Source organism: Bradyrhizobium embrapense, from assembly GCF_001189235.2.
Taxonomy (GTDB): Bacteria; Pseudomonadota; Alphaproteobacteria; order Rhizobiales; family Xanthobacteraceae; genus Bradyrhizobium; species Bradyrhizobium embrapense.
In genome coordinates this window covers 1,420,381-1,436,049 of sequence record NZ_LFIP02000002.1, presented here as the reverse complement: position 1 = coordinate 1,436,049, position 15,669 = coordinate 1,420,381, and the positions used below count along the sequence as shown (strand labels likewise).

The following is a 15,669-nucleotide window of genomic DNA, read 5'->3' as shown; positions in this document are numbered from 1 at the left end:
CCTTTAGGCTCGGCACAACGGCATCGCTTTTGCGCGGGCGGCCGATCGGCCGCAGCGCTGCCGCCCCGCCTGCCCGAAATAGATCGCGCCAGGCGTAGAGATCCTTGCGCAGCACCTTCAGCTCGTCTGAAAGCGCCCTTATCCGCTCGCCCGCCAGAATGCGGCGAACCGCCTCAAGCTTGAACTCTCGGCTGAAAACACGGGGTGATTTGTTGGGCATAGGTTCTCCGTTAGAGAACTGTCCCTAATTTCCCGTGTCTCACTTTTGGGGTGCACTCCACCCTCCGCGGATGCAGGCCCCGATTACGCTACGCTCCATCCGGGCTACGCAGCCTCGTGTCCGTCACCCTGCGGTGCGAGCGCAGCGAGCCGCAAAGGGTCGACGGCGGCCTCTGACCGGGCCGTACATCCTTCGAGGCTCGCAAGGGCTCGCCCCTCAAGATGACGGATCAACATCCGGCTCCGTGGGAAATATTTGACCAAGTGTTACAGCTCCCCGCAGTTGTATTCTTCCCTTCGCGGCCCCACTTGCAGCATCGCCGTTCGGTAACATCCGGATTTCATCAGAACAGGGAGCATCACATGTCCTTTCATGACGCCGTCGTCCCGGCCTATTTGCAGATCCTCAACAGCCTCAGCGGCGAGCTGACCAAGGCCGAAGCGCATTGCGAAGCGAAGAAGATCGCACCCGAGGTGCTGCTGGGATCGCGGCTCTACCCGGACATGCTGCCGCTGACAAAGCAGGTCCAGCTGGTCTGCGATCACGCCGCACGCGGCTGCGCGCGACTGACCCATAGCGAGGTGCCGTCGACGCCCGACACCGAGAAGAGCTTCGGCGAACTGAAGCAGCGGCTGGCGAAGACGATCGACTACGTAAAGTCGTTCAAGCCCGAGCAGTTCGACGGCGGCGACACCAAGGACGTCACCTTCCCGATCGGCCCCGATCGCACCATGACCTTGAAGGGCCAGCAATTCGTCAGCGCCTTCTCGTTCCCGAACTTCTATTTCCACGCCGTCACCGCGCACGGCATCCTGCGCCACAACGGCGTCGAGGTCGGCAAGCGCGATTTCCTCGGCGTCAGCTGACGCGATATTCCCCGCGGCGGGATTTCCCGCTTCGGTGCGACAAGTCGCGTCACACGCACAGCCATGCTACTGCTCCCTGACAACAACAAGACGTCAGGGAGCACGCCATGTCGACCCACGCACCGAAAGCCATCGATCCGTCCGCCTCGCTGCACGCGGAATCGCTCGGGCTTGCGAAAAACCACGGCCGCCTCGCCAAACGACGCATCATCGTGGTCGGGGCCGGACAGCGCACAACCGTGGACGAAGCGCCGCCGATCGGCAACGGCCGCGCGATGAGCGTGCTGTTCGCGCGCGAGGGCGCCGCGGTCGCGTGCCTCGACGTTAACAAGGACGCCGCCGACGACACCGTCGCGCAGATCACGAGCGAAGGCGGCAAGGCCTTCACCGATGTGGTCGATGTCTCCGAGGTCGCGGCGATCGCGCCGGCGGTCGAACGTTGCGCCGAGAGGCTCGGCGGGCTCGACGGGCTGGCGCTGAATGTCGGCATTTCCTCCGGCCTGTCGCTGCCCAAGATGACGGCGGAAGCCTGGGACCGCGATTACGCCGTCAACGTGCGCAGCCACATGCTGTTCGCGCAGAAGGCGCTCGAGGTGATGGCGCCGGGCGGCGCGATCATCCTGATCTCCTCGATGGCGAGCCAGCGCGCCGGGGGCCGCAACCCGGCCTATGAATCCTCCAAGGCGGCGCAGATCGCGCTGGGACGGGCGATCGCGCGGGCCGGCGAGGACAAGGGCATTCGCTGCAACGTGATCGCGCCCGGCTTCATGGACACGCCGATGGGCCGCGATGCCAGCCGCAGGCGGTCGGACCGCGCCCTGACGGTGCCTTTCGGCCGCCAGGGCACCGGCTGGGAGGTCGCCTATGCTGCGCTGTTCCTGATTTCGAACGAATCCTCCTACGTGAACGCACACACCTTGTTCCTCGATGCCGGCCACATGGGCGGAATTGTGCGCGGCTAGTCTGCAAACTGCGAATAGCCCGGCCATTGCGCTTCTCGCCGCAATGCACAACTCTCCCCCATCCGTCATTTCCTGGAACATTCCTCATGAGCCAAACGACCAAACTCTTCGAGCCCTTCAAGCTTGGCGCAGCGACACTGCCGAACCGCCTGGCGATGGCGCCGCTGACGCGAAATCGCGCTGTGCCGCCGAGCTTCGTCCCGGGCCCGCTCGCAGCGGAATATTACAGCCAGCGCGCCTCTGCCGGCTTGCTGATCACCGAAGCGAGCCAGGTTTCGCAGCAGGGCCAAGGCTACCAGGACACGCCCGGCATCTATTCGAAGGAGCAGGTCGAAGGCTGGCGCAAGGTGACCGATCGCGTGCATGAGCGCGGCGGCCATATCTACATCCAGCTCTGGCATGTCGGCCGCATCTCGCACGTCACGTTGCAGCCGAACGGCGGCGCGCCGGTGGCGCCGAGCGCAATCCGCGCCAAGACCAAGACCTTCGTCAACGGCACCTTCGCCGACGTCTCCGAGCCCCGCGCGCTCGACCTGTCGGAGATCCCCGGGATCATCGACGACTTCAAGCGCGCCACCGCCAATGCGTTGGCTGCCGGCTTCGACGGCGTCGAGATCCACGGCGCCAACGGCTATCTGCTCGACCAATTCGCCAAGGACGGCACCAACAAGCGCACGGATGCCTATGGCGGCTCGATCGAGAACCGGGCCAGATTGATGTTGGAGGTCTCCAAGGCTGTCGTCAGCGAAGCCGGCGGCGACCGTACCGGCATCCGCATCTCGCCGGTGACCCCGGCGAACGACGTTTCCGATTCGAATCCGCAACCGCTGTTCGATTACATCGTCGACAATCTCAATGCGCTGAAGCTGGTCTATATCCACGTCATCGAGGGCGCGACCGGCGGCCCGCGCGACATTGCGCCGTTCGATTACGCATCGCTGCGCAAGCGCTTCAAGCAGGCCTATATCGCCAACAACGGCTACGACTTCGCGCTGGCGGAGAAGGTGCTGGAGGCCGGTGCCGCCGACCTGATCGCGTTCGGCAAGCCGTTCATCTCCAATCCCGATCTGGTCGAGCGGCTCAAGGCCGGCGCCCCGCTCAACGAGTGGGACAAGGCGACCTTCTACGGCGGCGGCGCCAAGGGCTACACGGATTATCCGACGCTGAAGGCGACCGAGGCGGCGGAGTAAGGCTGGCGTCGCTTTCTCAGCGTGGTCATTGCGGACGGAGCGAAGCAATCCATGGAATCGCATACGAGGAAGCATGGATTGTTTCGTCCCTGTCGCTCCTCGCAATGGCGGAAAGCAGAAGAGGCCGGGAGCGCTCCCGGCCTTTCTCATTGTGCCTGTGCAGATTCGCTTGCCTATGCACATGCGCGCGGCATCCGGCCACGGCACGCGCGGTAAGCGCTGGCCATGATCTTCGGCGCCGCATAGCATGGACCGCATCGAGCAAGCCTGAACACGGTCGCACGCGGGAATGAGCCAGGACAACGCCGAGGATATCGTTCGACGCGCCACCGTCGCCTTCAATGCCGGCCGGCATGGCGAGGCGATCGAGCTCTGCGAACGCGGGCTCGCGCGCCAGCCCGGCGAGGCGATGCTGAGCCATCTGCTGGCCGCGTTGCTGTTCGCCAAGGGCGAGATCGCGCCGGCGCGAAGGCATGTCGAGACCAGCCTGGCGCGGCGCCCGGACAATGCGGCGGCGCAGCTGCTCGCGGCGCGCCTTGCCCGCAGCGGCGGCGAATTCGATGCGGCACTGGCGCATCTCGACCGCGCCATCGCGCTCAAGCCGCAGCGCGAGGCCTTCGTCGAGAAGGCACGCACGCTGGAACTGGCCGGCCGCAAGGCGCAGGCCTGCGAGGCCTGGCAGGCGATCCTCAAGGCCATTCCCGAGCATCAGGAAGCCAATGCAAGACTTGGCCGGTTGGCCTGGGAAGATGGCAATCTCGCCGATGCGGTGAGCCTGCTCGAGCGCGCCGTTGCGAGCGCGGCGCCAGCCTCGGTGTGGTTCGATCTCGGCGTCGCAAAGCAGGATCTGCGCGATCACAACGGCGCTGCACGCGCCTATCGCAAGGCGCTCGAGATCAGGCCGGATTACGCCGAAGCCGCGCTCAATCTCGGAATCACGCTGCAGGAGCGCGGCGAGCCGGACGCCGCGATGCAGGCTTTCGCGCACGCCTATGCGTTGCGCCCGCGTTTGTTCGGATCGATCGCAATGGCAATGACCTCGGCCCCGCACGGCCGCCTCTGGCTCGACGAGCGCGCGCTGCGCATGGCGCTAGGTGGTTAGGCGCCCGCGCCTGGCGCGGAAATGCTTGCGGTAGACATTGGGCGCGGCCAACACCTCGCCGACGACTTTCGAATAGGCTTCGCGATGCGCATCGTCGAACGGCTCGAACACAAGTTCGGGGGTCGCGCGCGGCACCGCGAAGCATTGCACGACCGGCGTCCCCTTCGGCAGCACGCCGGCAAAATCCGGCCGGGTCCAGATCGCCGGGAAATTGATCCCGCCATCGTGAAACCGGTCGGCGTCGACCAGCCCCGAGATCACGCGGAACGGCAGGTCGTCGCGATTGACCGGATGGGTCGCGAACAGCGACCAGCCCGGCTCGAGCTCGATGGTCCAGAAGCTGTTGAATTTGAGCGCAGCCTGCCCGTTGGCGAACGGCGCGCCGGCGAATTGCGCCACGGGATGGAAGCTGAGCGGCGCGCGCGGATGGCCCTGCGTCGCCGGCTCCGGAATGTCCCAGTCCCACGCGAAGGCGCCGCGCTCGACCCTGACATCGCAGGGCAGCGGGATCATGACCCCATGGGCCATCGCATCGACGAAGGGCGGGCATTGCTTGACCGTGCGGATCTCGCGATCGTGGATGTCGGAATGCGCCTTCGCCGGCATCGCGCGCAGCCAGTCGGGCAACGCGCTGCGGGCCGGAAACGGGCGCGGCAGATGATCCGCGAGCCGCGGATCGCAACGAAAAGTCATGCGCATGGCGAAACTCCCCGGTCATGATGCGACGACAAGCAGACGCATGATGACCTCATCGCGTCATTTGAGCACAATCCCGACCTGGTCTCCACAGCCACCGATCCAGCAAAAAAGGCCGGGATTGCTCCCGGCCTTTTGCAGTCTGCGGATGGCGTGGGCGGTCAAGCCCAGCCGTCTTACTTCGCTTCGGCGCGCTTCGGCGGGCTCGCCGGCCACGACTTGATCAGCGTATCGTAGTCGACCGTTTCGCCCTTCGGCTTCTCGTTCGCGAGCTTGCGCTGCGGAGCGATGGTGCCGTCCTTCTCGGCCTTCTTGTACCAGTACTCGGCGGTTTCCTTCTTGTTCAGCTTCGGTCCGCAGGCACCCTGCACACCGGACTTCTCAAGACGCTCCATCACCGAATCCTGGGCCGCGGCGAGCGCGTCCATCGCAGCCTGCGGCGTCTTCGCACCGGACGACGCATCGCCGATGTTCTGCCACCAGAGCTGAGCGAGCTTCGGATAGTCAGGCACGTTGTTGCCTGTCGGGGTCCACTGCACGCGCGCGGGCGAGCGGTAGAACTCGATCAGGCCGCCGAGCTTCGGCGCGCGCTCGGTGAACGACTTGTCCCAGATGTCGGATTCACGGATGAAGGTGAGACCGACATGGCTCTTCTTCAAGCTCACCGTCTTGGAGACGATGAACTGCTGGTAGAGCCAGGCCGCCTTGCGGCGATCAACCGGGGTCGACTTCAGAAGCGTGAGCGAGCCCACGTCCTGGTAGCCGAGCTTCATGCCTTCCTTCCAGTAGGCACCATGCGGCGACGGGGCCATACGCCACTTCGGCGTACCGTCCGCGTTCATCACGGCGATGCCCGGCTTCACCATGTCGGCGGTGAAGGCGGTGTACCAGAAGATCTGCTGGGCGATATTGCCCTGCGAGGGCACCGGGCCCGACTCGGAGAAGGTCATGCCCTGCGCCTGCGGCGGGGCATACTTCTTCATCCAGTCGAGATACTTGACGATCGAATAGACCGCCGCCGGGCCGTTGACGTCGCCGCCACGCTCGACCGAGGAGCCGACCGGACGGCAGCCTTCCATGCGGATGCCCCATTCGTCGACCGGCAGGCCGTTCGGGATGCCCTTGTCACCGTTGCCGGCCATCGACAGCCAGGCGTCGGTGAAACGCCAGCCGAGCGAGGGGTCCTTCTTGCCGTAGTCCATATGGCCGTAGACCTTAACGCCGTTGATCTCCTTGACGTCGTTGGTGAAGAAGTCGGCGATATCTTCGTAGGCCGACCAGTTCACGGGCACGCCGAGATCGTAGCCATACTTGGCCTTGAACTTGGCCTTGTATTCCGGGTTGGTGAACCAGTCGTAGCGGAACCAGTAGAGGTTCGCGAACTGCTGGTCGGGCAGCTGATAGAGGTGGCCGTTCGGTGCCGTCGTGAACGACTTGCCGATGAAGTCGTCGACGTCGAGCATCGGATCGGTGACGTCCTTGGCTTCGCCCTTCATCCACTCGGTCAGGTCGACGGCCTGGCCGTAGCGGAAGTGGGTGCCGATGAAGTCCGAGTCGTTGATCCAGCCGTCATAGACGTTCTTGCCGGACTGCATCTGGGTCTGGATCTTCTCGACGACGTCACCTTCCTGGATGATGTCGTGCTTGACCTTGATGCCGGTGATTTCCTCGAACGCCTTGGCGAGCGTGCGGGATTCATATTCGTGCGTCGTCAGGGTCTCGGAGACGATATTGATCTCCATGCCCTTGAAGGGGGCAGCGGCCTTGATGAACCACTGCATCTCCTTCATCTGGTCGTCCTTGGAGAGTGTCGACGGCTGGAATTCGCTGTCGATCCACTTCTTGGCGGCCGCCTCGTCGGCGCGGGCCGGCGCGACAAGAGTGACCGATGCTGCGACGAGCGCGACCGCGCTGGTCATCGTCAAAAGCTTATCTTTAGTCATTCGTAAATGTCGCATGTGATTCCTCCGGTTGCAGCGACTAAATCCAGGCCCGGGTAGACCCCGGATCTGCTCTTTTTTCGCGTTCTTCAGACGGTGCGAAAGATCACCACGGCTGCAAGAAGCGAAAATACCGTTCCGAGCCACAGGCTCGAAATCTCGACGCCCTCCCCGATCGGCAGGGTGAAAATCGGATCGGTGCCGACGAGCCCGATCCACAACAAATGGATCACCGCCGCCAGCACCAGCGAGACGAACAGACGGTCGCCGCGCGTGGTCGGAATGCGTAGCACGCCGACCCGCTCCGCCTCGGGATAGGCGATCGCGAGCCAGGTCATCATCCCGAGCGTAGAGGCAAGCAGCACGAAGAAGACCGCGGTAGGCCAGGTCCATGCCATCCATGCGATGCTGTCCATGAGCCCTCCTAGACCCGGCCGAGCGCGAAGCCGCGCGCGATGTAGTTGCGGACGAACCAGATCACGAGCGCGCCGGGGATGATGGTGAGCACGCCGGCCGCGGCAAGCAGGCCCCAGTCCATGCCGGCGGCCGAGACCGTGCGCGTCATGATCGCGGCGATCGGCTTGGCCTGCACCGAGGTCAGCGTGCGCGCCAGCAGCAGCTCGACCCAGGAGAACATGAAGCAGAAGAACGCGGCGACGCCGATGCCGCTCGCGATCAGCGGCACCAGGATCTTGATGAAGAAGCGCGGGAACGAATAGCCGTCGAGAAAGGCGGTCTCGTCGATCTCGCGCGGCACGCCGGAGACGAAGCCTTCGAGGATCCACACCGCCAGCGGCACGTTGAAGATGCAGTGCGCAAGCGCCACCGCCCAGGGCGTATCGAACAGGCCGATCGCCGAATACAGGTTGAAGAACGGCAGCGCGTAGACCGCCGCCGGCGCCATGCGGTTGGACAGCAGCCAGAAGAACAGGTGCTTGTCGCCGAGGAAGCGATAACGCGAGAACGCATAGGCCGCCGGCAGCGCCACCGCGATCGAGATCACGGTGTTGATGACGACATATTCCAGCGAGTTGATGTAGCCCGAATACCAGCTCTCGTCGGTGAAGATGCGCCTGTAGTGTTGCAGCGTCGGCGTATGCGGCCACAAGGTCATCGTCGAGACGATCTCGGCGTTGGTCTTGAAGCTCATGTTGACGAGCCAATAGATCGGCAACAGCAGGAAGATCAGGAACAGCGCCATGATCAGGCGGCGGCCGGGGATCGAATGCATCACGCCGCTCCTTCCTTGACCGGACGCTCGGAGCCGGCATTGGTCATCACGGTGTAGAACACCCAGCACACGATCAGGATGATCAGATTGTAGACCAGCGACAGCGCCGCGGCCTTGCCGAGGTCGAACTGGCCGAGCGCGATCTTGACGAGCTCGATCGAGACGAAGGTCGTCGAGTTGCCGGGGCCGCCGCCGGTGACCACGAACGGCTCGGTGTAGATCATGAACGAGTCCATGAAGCGCAGCAGCACCGCGATCAGCAGCACGCGGTTCATCTTCGGCAGCTGGATCGCCTTGAACACCGCCCAGCGCGACGCACCGTCGATCTGGGCCGCCTGGTAATAGGCGTCGGGGATCGACTTCAGGCCGGCATAGCACAGCAGCGCGACCAGGCTGGTCCAGTGCCAGACGTCCATCACGATGACAGTGACCCAGGCATCGACGTCATTGGAGACGTAGTTGTAGTTGAAGCCGAGATGGTTCAGCACATAGCCGAGCAGGCCGATATCGGGCCGGCCGAAGATCTGCCAGATCGTGCCGACCACGTTCCACGGAATCAGGAGCGGCAATGCCAGGATGACGAGGCAGGCCGCAACGCTCCAGCCCTCGCGCGGCATCGACAGCGCGACGACGATGCCGAGCGGCACCTCGATCGCGAGGATCACGGCAGAGAAGAACAGGTTGCGGCCGAGCGAGGCCAGAAAGCGGCCGCCGAGATCGGTCGAGGGATCGAGCAGCTCCTTGAACCAGCCGACGCCGTTCCAGAAGAACTGGTTGTTGCCGAAGGTGTCCTGCATCGAATAGTTCACGACGGTCATCAGCGGCAGCACCGCCGAGAACGCCACCACCAGGAACACCGGCAGCACCAGGAACCAGGCTTTTTGGTTGATGGTCTTGTCCATCAGGCGACCCCTTCCACCAAATGGCTGTCGGCATAGACGTGGACGTAAGCGGGATTAAAGATCAGCCCGGCGGTATCGCCGGAGACCGAGAAGCCCGGCGGCACACGCGCCGCGAGTTTGGTGTTGCCGACACGAACGCGGGCGAACTGGATGCGGCCGAGATCGTCGATCCGCTCGATGGTGGCCGACAGCAGCCCCGATGCGGGCGCCCCGACATCGACGAATTCAGGCCGCACGCCGATTTCGATCTTCTTGCCTGCCGGCAGGACACCATAGTTGCGATGCAGGCCGATGACGTGACCGTCGATCCGCGCCTCGTGGCCGGAGACTTCGGCCGGCACGATGTTCATGCCGGGCGAGCCGATGAAATAGCCGACGAAGGTGTGCGCCGGCTTGTCGAATAGTTCGGCCGGCGTGCCGCTCTGCACCACGCGGCCGTCATGCATCACGACGACGGTATCGGCAAAGGTCAGCGCCTCGGTCTGGTCGTGGGTGACGTAGATCATCGTGAGGTCGAGCTCGCGATGCAGCGCCTTCAGCTTGGAGCGCAGCTGCCATTTCAACTCGGGATCGATCACCGTCAGCGGCTCGTCGAACAGCACGGCAGCGACGTCGGAGCGCACCAGGCCGCGACCGAGCGAGATCTTCTGCTTGGCGTCGGCGGTGAGCCGCGTCGCCTTGCGGTTCAGATACGGCGTGAGGTCGAGCAGATCGGCGATCTGCCTGACCCGCGCATCGACCTCGGCCTTGGCGACGCCGCGGTTCTTCAGCGGGAAGGCCAGGTTCTCACCCACCGTCATGGTGTCGTAGATGACAGGGAACTGGAACACCTGCGCGATGTTGCGCTTCTGCGTCGACAGCGGGGTGATGTCACGGCCATCGAACAGGATCTTGCCGCGCGACGGCGTCACGATGCCGGAGATCAGGTTCAGCAGCGTGGTCTTGCCGCAGCCGGACGGCCCGAGCAACGCATAGGCGCCGCCCTGCCGCCAGGTCATGGTGACCGGCTTCAGCGCAAAGGATTCCAGCGGCGCGTCATTGCCGTTGTAGGACTGCGCGAGATCGACGAGGTCAATGCGGGCCATGAAGCATCTCCCTCACTTCGAGAAATTTGTTGCGGGTGAAGCGACGAGGCGGTCGGCCGCGTCGAACACGAAGATGTCGTCGGGATCGAGCGCGGCGTCGAGCACCTGCCCGGGTTCATATTCGTGCACACCATGCAGCACCGCGACCCAGTTCGAGCCGTGGACGTGAACGTGGACGAAGCTCTCCGAGCCGGTGATCTCGGTCACCGTCACGGCAGCGGAGAATTTGTGGCGATCGGGCGCGACGTTCCCGACCTCGAGCTGGTGCGCGCGGAAGCCGATCTTGTACATGCCGTCAGGCAGCTTGGCGTAGAGCCCGGCCGCGGGCGCCTGCTCGCCGCCGGCATAGACCACCCGGTCGCCCTTCTTCTCGATGCCGATGATGTTGAGCGGCGGATCGGAGAAAACCTGCGCGACGCGCAGCGTGTCGGGATGGCGGTAGACCTTCGGCGTCGCGCCGGTCTGCAACGCCCGGCCTTCCCACATGCACACCGTGTCGCCGCCGAGCAACAGCGCCTCCGACGGCTCGGTGGTGGCATAGACGAAGATCGCACCCGACGCCTCGAAGATCCGCGGCAGCTCGGCGCGCAGCTCCTCGCGCAGCTTGTAATCGAGGTTGGCGAGCGGCTCGTCGAGCAGCACGAGGTCGGCGCCCTTGACCAGCGCGCGCGCAATCGCGGTGCGCTGCTGCTGGCCGCCGGAAAGCTGCAGCGGCGTGCGCTTGAGGTAGGGCTCGAGCCGCAACAGGGCGGCCGCCTCCGCCACCCGCTTCTCGATCTCGGCCTTTGGCTTGCCCTGCACCCGCAACGGCGAGGCGATGTTCTCGTACACCGTCAGCGAGGGATAGTTGATGAACTGCTGATAGACCATCGCGACCGAGCGCTGCCGCACATCGGCGCCGGTGACGTCCTTGCCGTCGACCAGCACGCGGCCGGTGGCCGGCTTGTCGAGGCCGGCGAGCAGCCGCATGATCGAGGTCTTGCCCGACAGCGTCGGCCCGAGCAGCACGCTGAGCGTGCCACGCTCCAGCGTCAGCGAGACATCGCGGATGGTCGCAACGCCATCCACGGTTCGCGTGACGTTCTGCAGGGTAACGCTCATGCCCGTCCTCCCGCTTCGCGGAGGGGACGTTCACCGGACACGCGGTTGGCGGCCATCCACTCGTCGAGCGCGGCGATTTCACCCGCCGTCATCCGCAAGCCCAGCTTGGATCGTCGCCAGACGACATCTTCCGCAGTCCGAGCCCATTCGTTCGCCATCAGGTACCGGACTTCACTTTCCGTCAAGGTGGCGCCGAAGGAGCGGCCGAGATCTTCGGCCGATGCTGCGTTGCCCAACACCTTGCCGGCGCGCGTGCCATAGGCGTGCGCGAGACGATTGGCGTGGGACTGCGCGAGGAACGGATAGTTGCGCACCAGCTCGGCGCTCAACGCTGCGACCGCGGAGACATCCATGTCGCCGCCGGGCAGCGGCGCCTTGCCGGTCCAGCCCTCCTGCGCCTTCGCGCCGCGCAGATAGGGCGACAGCCGCTCCAGCGCCTCTTCGGAGAGGCGGCGATAGGTGGTGATCTTGCCGCCATAGATCGACAGCAGCGGAGCACCGCCGGGCGTATCGAGCTCGAATACATAGTCGCGAGTCGCGGCCTTGGCCTCGCTCGCACCGTCGTCATAAAGCGGTCGTACGCCGGAGTAGTTCCAGACCACATCCTCCGGCCTCACAGGCTTGGCGAGGTATTCGCTGGCGGAGGCGCAGAGGTACTCGATCTCCTCGCGCGTCGCCTTCACCGCGGCCGGATCGCCGTCATAGTCGCGATCGGTGGTGCCGATCAGGGAGAAATCGTTCTGGTAGGGAATGACGAAGATGATGCGGCCATCGGCATTCTGGAAGATGTAGGCGCGGTCGTGGTCGTAGAGCTTCGGCACCACGATGTGCGAGCCCTGCACCAGGCGTACCTTGGCCCGCGCGTTGACGCCGGCGCCCGACGCCAGCACCTGCTCGACCCAGGGGCCGCCGGCGTTGACCAGCACGCGCGACTTGATCGTCTCACGCGAACCGGTGGCCGTGTCCTCCACCGTGACGTGCCAGACGCCGTCGACCTGCCTGATCTCGACCGCCTTCGTGCGGGTGCGGATCTCGGCGCCGCGATCGGCGGCATCGCGCGCAGTCAGCGCGACCAGCCGCGCGTCGTCGACGAAGCAGTCGGAATATTCGAAGCCCTTGGTGTAGCGCCCGGGGATCAGCGGCTTGCCGACCACGTCGCGGGTCAGATCGAGCGAGCGCGTCGCCGGCAACAGGTGCCGGCCACCGATATGATCGTAGAGGAAGAGGCCGAGCCGCAGCAGCCAGGCCGGGCGCAGGCCCGCGTGGTGCGGCAAAACGAAACGCAGTGGGCGAATGATATGCGGCGCGATCTGCCAGAGGATCTCGCGCTCGATCAGCGCCTCGCGCACCAGACGAAACTCATAATACTCGAGATAGCGCAGACCGCCATGCACGAGCTTGGTCGACCAGGACGACGTCCCGCTGGCCAAGTCATTCATTTCACAGAGGAAAACAGAATTGCCCCGGCCCGCCGCATCGCGCGCGATGCCGCAGCCATTAACGCCGCCTCCAATGATGGCGAGGTCGTAAATTCGGTCCAAAGAACGCTTCCCCCGGCAACCGCCTTCGCTTTGACGGTTTTACTTTCGGATTGGAGTAGATCACAACCAAAAACGAAAGCAAAGTGAAAATGGGGAACTTCTGCTGGGGATTTTTTGGGCGAGGTGACCGCGGCAGGGGCAACCTTTCCCTCGGCCCATCCAGTGCAAGACCCGTCACCCCCGCGCAGCGACTTCGCCGCTGTCGCTGGAGGCGCGAGCGGAGCGAGCCTCGAAGGGTGCGCGGCCCGAGCAGTGGCCGTCGACCCTTCGAGACGCGCTACGCGCTCCTCAGGGTGACGGGTCTGATAGTGAACGCTTTGATCAGAGAGTCCGGAATTACGCGCTGCGCAGCGTCGCGGGTGCGGCGTCGGCGCCGTTGTCGTCGATGTCGACGGCCGGCTTGTCCATCGCCACCACCACCTCGATGCCGCGGCTGTGGCAGATGTTGGCGAGGCCCGCAGGCAAGGGCGAATCGGTGACGAAGGTCTGGATCTGGCTCATATGCGCGATGCGCACCGGCGCGCTGCGGCGGAGCTTGGTCGAATCGGACACCAGCATCACGTTGCGCGCATTGGCGATGATCGCCTGCGCCACCTGCACCTCGCGATAGTCGAAGTCGAGCAGCGCGCCCTCCTCGTCGATCGCGGACGCGCCGATGATGGCGTAATCGACCTTGAACTGGCCGATCAGCTGCGTCGCGGTCGAGCCGACCACCGCGCCGTCGGCGCGGCGCACCGTGCCGCCGGCCACCACCACCTCGATGCGCGGATGGCGATACAGCAGCATCGCGACGTTGAGGTTGTTGGTGATGACCAGGAGGTCCTCATGCGAGGTCAGCGCGCTCGCGACCTCTTCCGTCGTGGTGCCGATGTTGATGAACAACGAGCAGCCGTTCGGAATCCGCGCAGCCGCGGCGGCGCCGATCGCCTTCTTCTCCTCGGCGGCGACGAAGCGGCGCGCCTCATAGGCGAGGTTCTCGACGCCCGAGGCGATGATCGCGCCGCCATGGATGCGGGTCAGCGACCGCTCGTCGCAGAGATCGTTGAGGTCCTTGCGGATGGTCTGCGCCGACACCTCGAATCGCTTGGCGAGGTCCTCGACCATGACCCGGCCGAACGCGCGTGCGATGTTGAGGATTTCAGTCTGGCGATGGGAGAGTCCGGCCACGGCGGCCCCCTTGAAACGGCAATTGGTCGGGCATGGTCGATTCGGAAAACCGTTTTCCGCCTTTCCGGGATCATGCTCATGCCCATGGTGCGACCGATCGGCACTGACGTCAACGAGCAAGCACCGGCGCGGTCAAGAACTGCATTGCAGCAATCTCGCGCCGGTGAGTGCCGCCGCGATTCCTCACCACGCCATTGCCGATGCAACCAGGCGAATCAATTCCGGATCATCGAATGCCGCCGCGCTGGCAACGGCACCGGCCGCGACCAGATCGGCATGACTGAGCCCGGTTCGCATCCCGATCGTCGCGATGCCCGCCGCCGTCGCCGACTGGATGCCGGAGCGCGAATCCTCGAACGCCAGCGAAGCCGACGCCTGCGCGCCGGCGAGGCGCAGCCCCTCGAGATAGGGCAATGGGTGCGGCTTGCCGTGCGCCAGCTCATCGCCGATCACGACGGCCTTGAAGCGGTGCGCAATGCCCAGTCCCGCGAGCAGCAGCTCGGCGTTCGGGCGCGGCGCGTTGGTCACCGCCACCATCGGCACGCCGGCGCGATCGGCCGCCTCGAGCAGCGCCATCAATCCCGGCACCGGCGCGATCTGGCCGGAGACCAATTCGCGGAAGATCCGCTCCTTCTCGCCGAGGATGACGGCGCGGCGTTCGGCCGGCTCGTGCGCGAGGAAGCGCTCGCCGATCGACGCGTTGGAGAAGCCTTGCAGTTCCTTGCCGAAGCGCGCGTGATCGAAGCTGTGTCCGTGAGGACCGAGCACCCGGTTGAACGCTGCCAGATGCAGCGGATCGGTATCGGCGAGCGTGCCGTCGATATCGAACAGCAGCGCTTTGTTTTGTGTCTGCGACATCCGAAAAACGTTTCCGTGAATTCGGATGCATCAATACAGGCTATCGCAGCGCGCGCAAACGCCGCGCCGCAAAGCTCCTTGTCAGGAAGCCAGCTGCAAATCCTGCCCAGTGACAAGCCGCCGCGCCGCGCGCTCGGCCTCGCGTGCATTGCGGAAAATCTGGCCCTCCAGGGCCTGGAAGCGTTGCGAAGCGGCGAAAAACGCGTAACCCTTGGCATCGCGCACCACGATACCCGCGGTCTGTGAACTCACTTCGATGACGCAGCAGTCGGACATAGTCGGCCTCGGTTTGATTCCGGCCCGACAACGGTGTCGCCGTCTGATTGTTCCTCGATTTATTTTTGAAACGACGAGCCCTTTTTGCAACCGGATCGCACGACTGTCTCAGTTTCGACGCGTTTGCTCTCGCGCCGAATCAGCGGCGTTATTCGCGCAAAAGACGTCAGGTCGAAATCGTCGCACCATCGCGCTGGATCGGTTGCGGATGGCCCTGCTCGTCGATCGACACGTAGGTGAAATTGCCGTCGGTGACGAGGATCGACTGCTGCTCACGGCGGCGCAGCACCCAGGCTTCGAGATGCACCGTGATCGAGGTGCGGCCGACGCGCACGAGATTGGCATGCACGGAGACGAGGTCGCCGACATAGACCGCCTTGCGGAAGTTCATCGCCTCGATCGCGACCGTCACGGTGCGCGACTTCGCAACCTTCGAGGCGAACACGCCGCCGCCGAGATCCATCTGGCTGAGCAGCCAGCCGCCGAAGATATCGCCATTGGCATTGGTATCGGCCGGCATCGCCAGCGTGCG

Annotated in this window: 17 protein-coding genes; 4 read left to right on the top strand and 13 right to left on the bottom strand. The window is 64.7% G+C overall.

The annotated features are described in order from the left end of the window. The coding region (locus AKN83_RS38270; RefSeq protein WP_157113349.1) for a helix-turn-helix domain-containing protein at positions 1-220 on the bottom strand (220 nt) is incomplete at its 3' end. Between the two features lie 362 nt (positions 221-582). Here AKN83_RS38270 and AKN83_RS14145 point away from each other — a divergent pair. The 4 genes from AKN83_RS14145 (at position 583) to AKN83_RS14130 (ending at position 4,340) form a co-directional block, all read left to right on the top strand. Continuing rightward, the gene (locus AKN83_RS14145) at positions 583-1,086 is read left to right on the top strand and encodes a DUF1993 domain-containing protein (RefSeq protein ID WP_050400642.1); all 504 of its coding nucleotides are present in this window, start codon (positions 583-585) and stop codon (positions 1,084-1,086) included. Between the two features lie 107 nt (positions 1,087-1,193). Then, entirely contained in the window at positions 1,194-2,048 is an 855-nt protein-coding gene (locus AKN83_RS14140; RefSeq protein WP_050400643.1) for an SDR family NAD(P)-dependent oxidoreductase, read from the top strand. Between the two features lie 86 nt (positions 2,049-2,134). Beyond that, on the top strand, positions 2,135-3,238 hold the full coding sequence (locus tag AKN83_RS14135; protein ID WP_050400644.1) for an alkene reductase: 1,104 nt from the start codon (positions 2,135-2,137) through the stop codon (positions 3,236-3,238). A 289-nt stretch (positions 3,239-3,527) separates the two neighbouring features. Continuing rightward, positions 3,528-4,340 (top strand): tetratricopeptide repeat protein, encoded by an 813-nt coding sequence (locus tag AKN83_RS14130; protein WP_050400645.1) that lies wholly within the window; start codon positions 3,528-3,530, stop codon positions 4,338-4,340. Here AKN83_RS14130 and AKN83_RS14125 read toward each other — a convergent pair. The 12 genes from AKN83_RS14125 to AKN83_RS14070 form a co-directional block, all read right to left on the bottom strand. Beyond that, positions 4,329-5,039, bottom strand: coding sequence for a hypothetical protein (locus tag AKN83_RS14125; RefSeq protein WP_050400646.1), 711 nt, complete (start codon positions 5,037-5,039; stop codon positions 4,329-4,331). The two genes, AKN83_RS14130 and AKN83_RS14125, sit on opposite strands and share 12 nt — an antisense overlap. Positions 5,040-5,212: 173 nt before the next feature. Continuing rightward, a complete protein-coding gene (locus AKN83_RS14120) occupies positions 5,213-6,955 on the bottom strand; it encodes an ABC transporter substrate-binding protein (RefSeq protein ID WP_050400647.1) in 1,743 nt (580 codons plus the stop codon). 110 nt (positions 6,956-7,065) lie between these two features. Then, entirely contained in the window at positions 7,066-7,392 is a 327-nt protein-coding gene (locus AKN83_RS14115; protein ID WP_050400648.1) for a DUF2160 domain-containing protein, read from the bottom strand. A gap of 8 nt (positions 7,393-7,400) precedes the next feature. After that, the gene (locus AKN83_RS14110; RefSeq protein ID WP_021075985.1) at positions 7,401-8,207 is read right to left on the bottom strand and encodes a carbohydrate ABC transporter permease; all 807 of its coding nucleotides are present in this window, start codon (positions 8,205-8,207) and stop codon (positions 7,401-7,403) included. Then, complete coding sequence (locus tag AKN83_RS14105) at positions 8,207-9,109, bottom strand: carbohydrate ABC transporter permease (RefSeq protein ID WP_050400649.1); 903 nt, start codon at positions 9,107-9,109, stop codon at positions 8,207-8,209. The genes AKN83_RS14110 and AKN83_RS14105 overlap by 1 nt, the downstream gene beginning before the upstream one ends. Next, positions 9,109-10,194, bottom strand: coding sequence for an ABC transporter ATP-binding protein (locus tag AKN83_RS14100; protein WP_050400650.1), 1,086 nt, complete (start codon positions 10,192-10,194; stop codon positions 9,109-9,111). The genes AKN83_RS14105 and AKN83_RS14100 overlap by 1 nt, the downstream gene beginning before the upstream one ends. A 12-nt stretch (positions 10,195-10,206) precedes the next feature. Then, a complete protein-coding gene (locus AKN83_RS14095; protein WP_050400651.1) occupies positions 10,207-11,295 on the bottom strand; it encodes an ABC transporter ATP-binding protein in 1,089 nt (362 codons plus the stop codon). Then, complete coding sequence (glpD, locus tag AKN83_RS14090) at positions 11,292-12,836, bottom strand: glycerol-3-phosphate dehydrogenase (protein WP_050400652.1); 1,545 nt, start codon at positions 12,834-12,836, stop codon at positions 11,292-11,294. Before glpD ends, AKN83_RS14095 begins: the two co-directional genes overlap by 4 nt. A gap of 336 nt (positions 12,837-13,172) precedes the next feature. Continuing rightward, complete coding sequence (locus tag AKN83_RS14085) at positions 13,173-14,003, bottom strand: DeoR/GlpR family DNA-binding transcription regulator (RefSeq protein WP_050400653.1); 831 nt, start codon at positions 14,001-14,003, stop codon at positions 13,173-13,175. 183 nt (positions 14,004-14,186) lie between these two features. Then, entirely contained in the window at positions 14,187-14,861 is a 675-nt protein-coding gene (locus tag AKN83_RS14080; RefSeq protein ID WP_050400654.1) for an HAD family hydrolase, read from the bottom strand. A gap of 81 nt (positions 14,862-14,942) precedes the next feature. Beyond that, positions 14,943-15,137 (bottom strand): hypothetical protein, encoded by a 195-nt coding sequence (locus AKN83_RS14075; RefSeq protein WP_050400655.1) that lies wholly within the window; start codon positions 15,135-15,137, stop codon positions 14,943-14,945. Positions 15,138-15,303: 166 nt separating this feature from the next. Next, the gene (locus tag AKN83_RS14070; RefSeq protein WP_063270682.1) at positions 15,304-15,657 is read right to left on the bottom strand and encodes an acyl-CoA thioesterase; all 354 of its coding nucleotides are present in this window, start codon (positions 15,655-15,657) and stop codon (positions 15,304-15,306) included. Positions 15,658-15,669 lie beyond the last annotated feature (12 nt).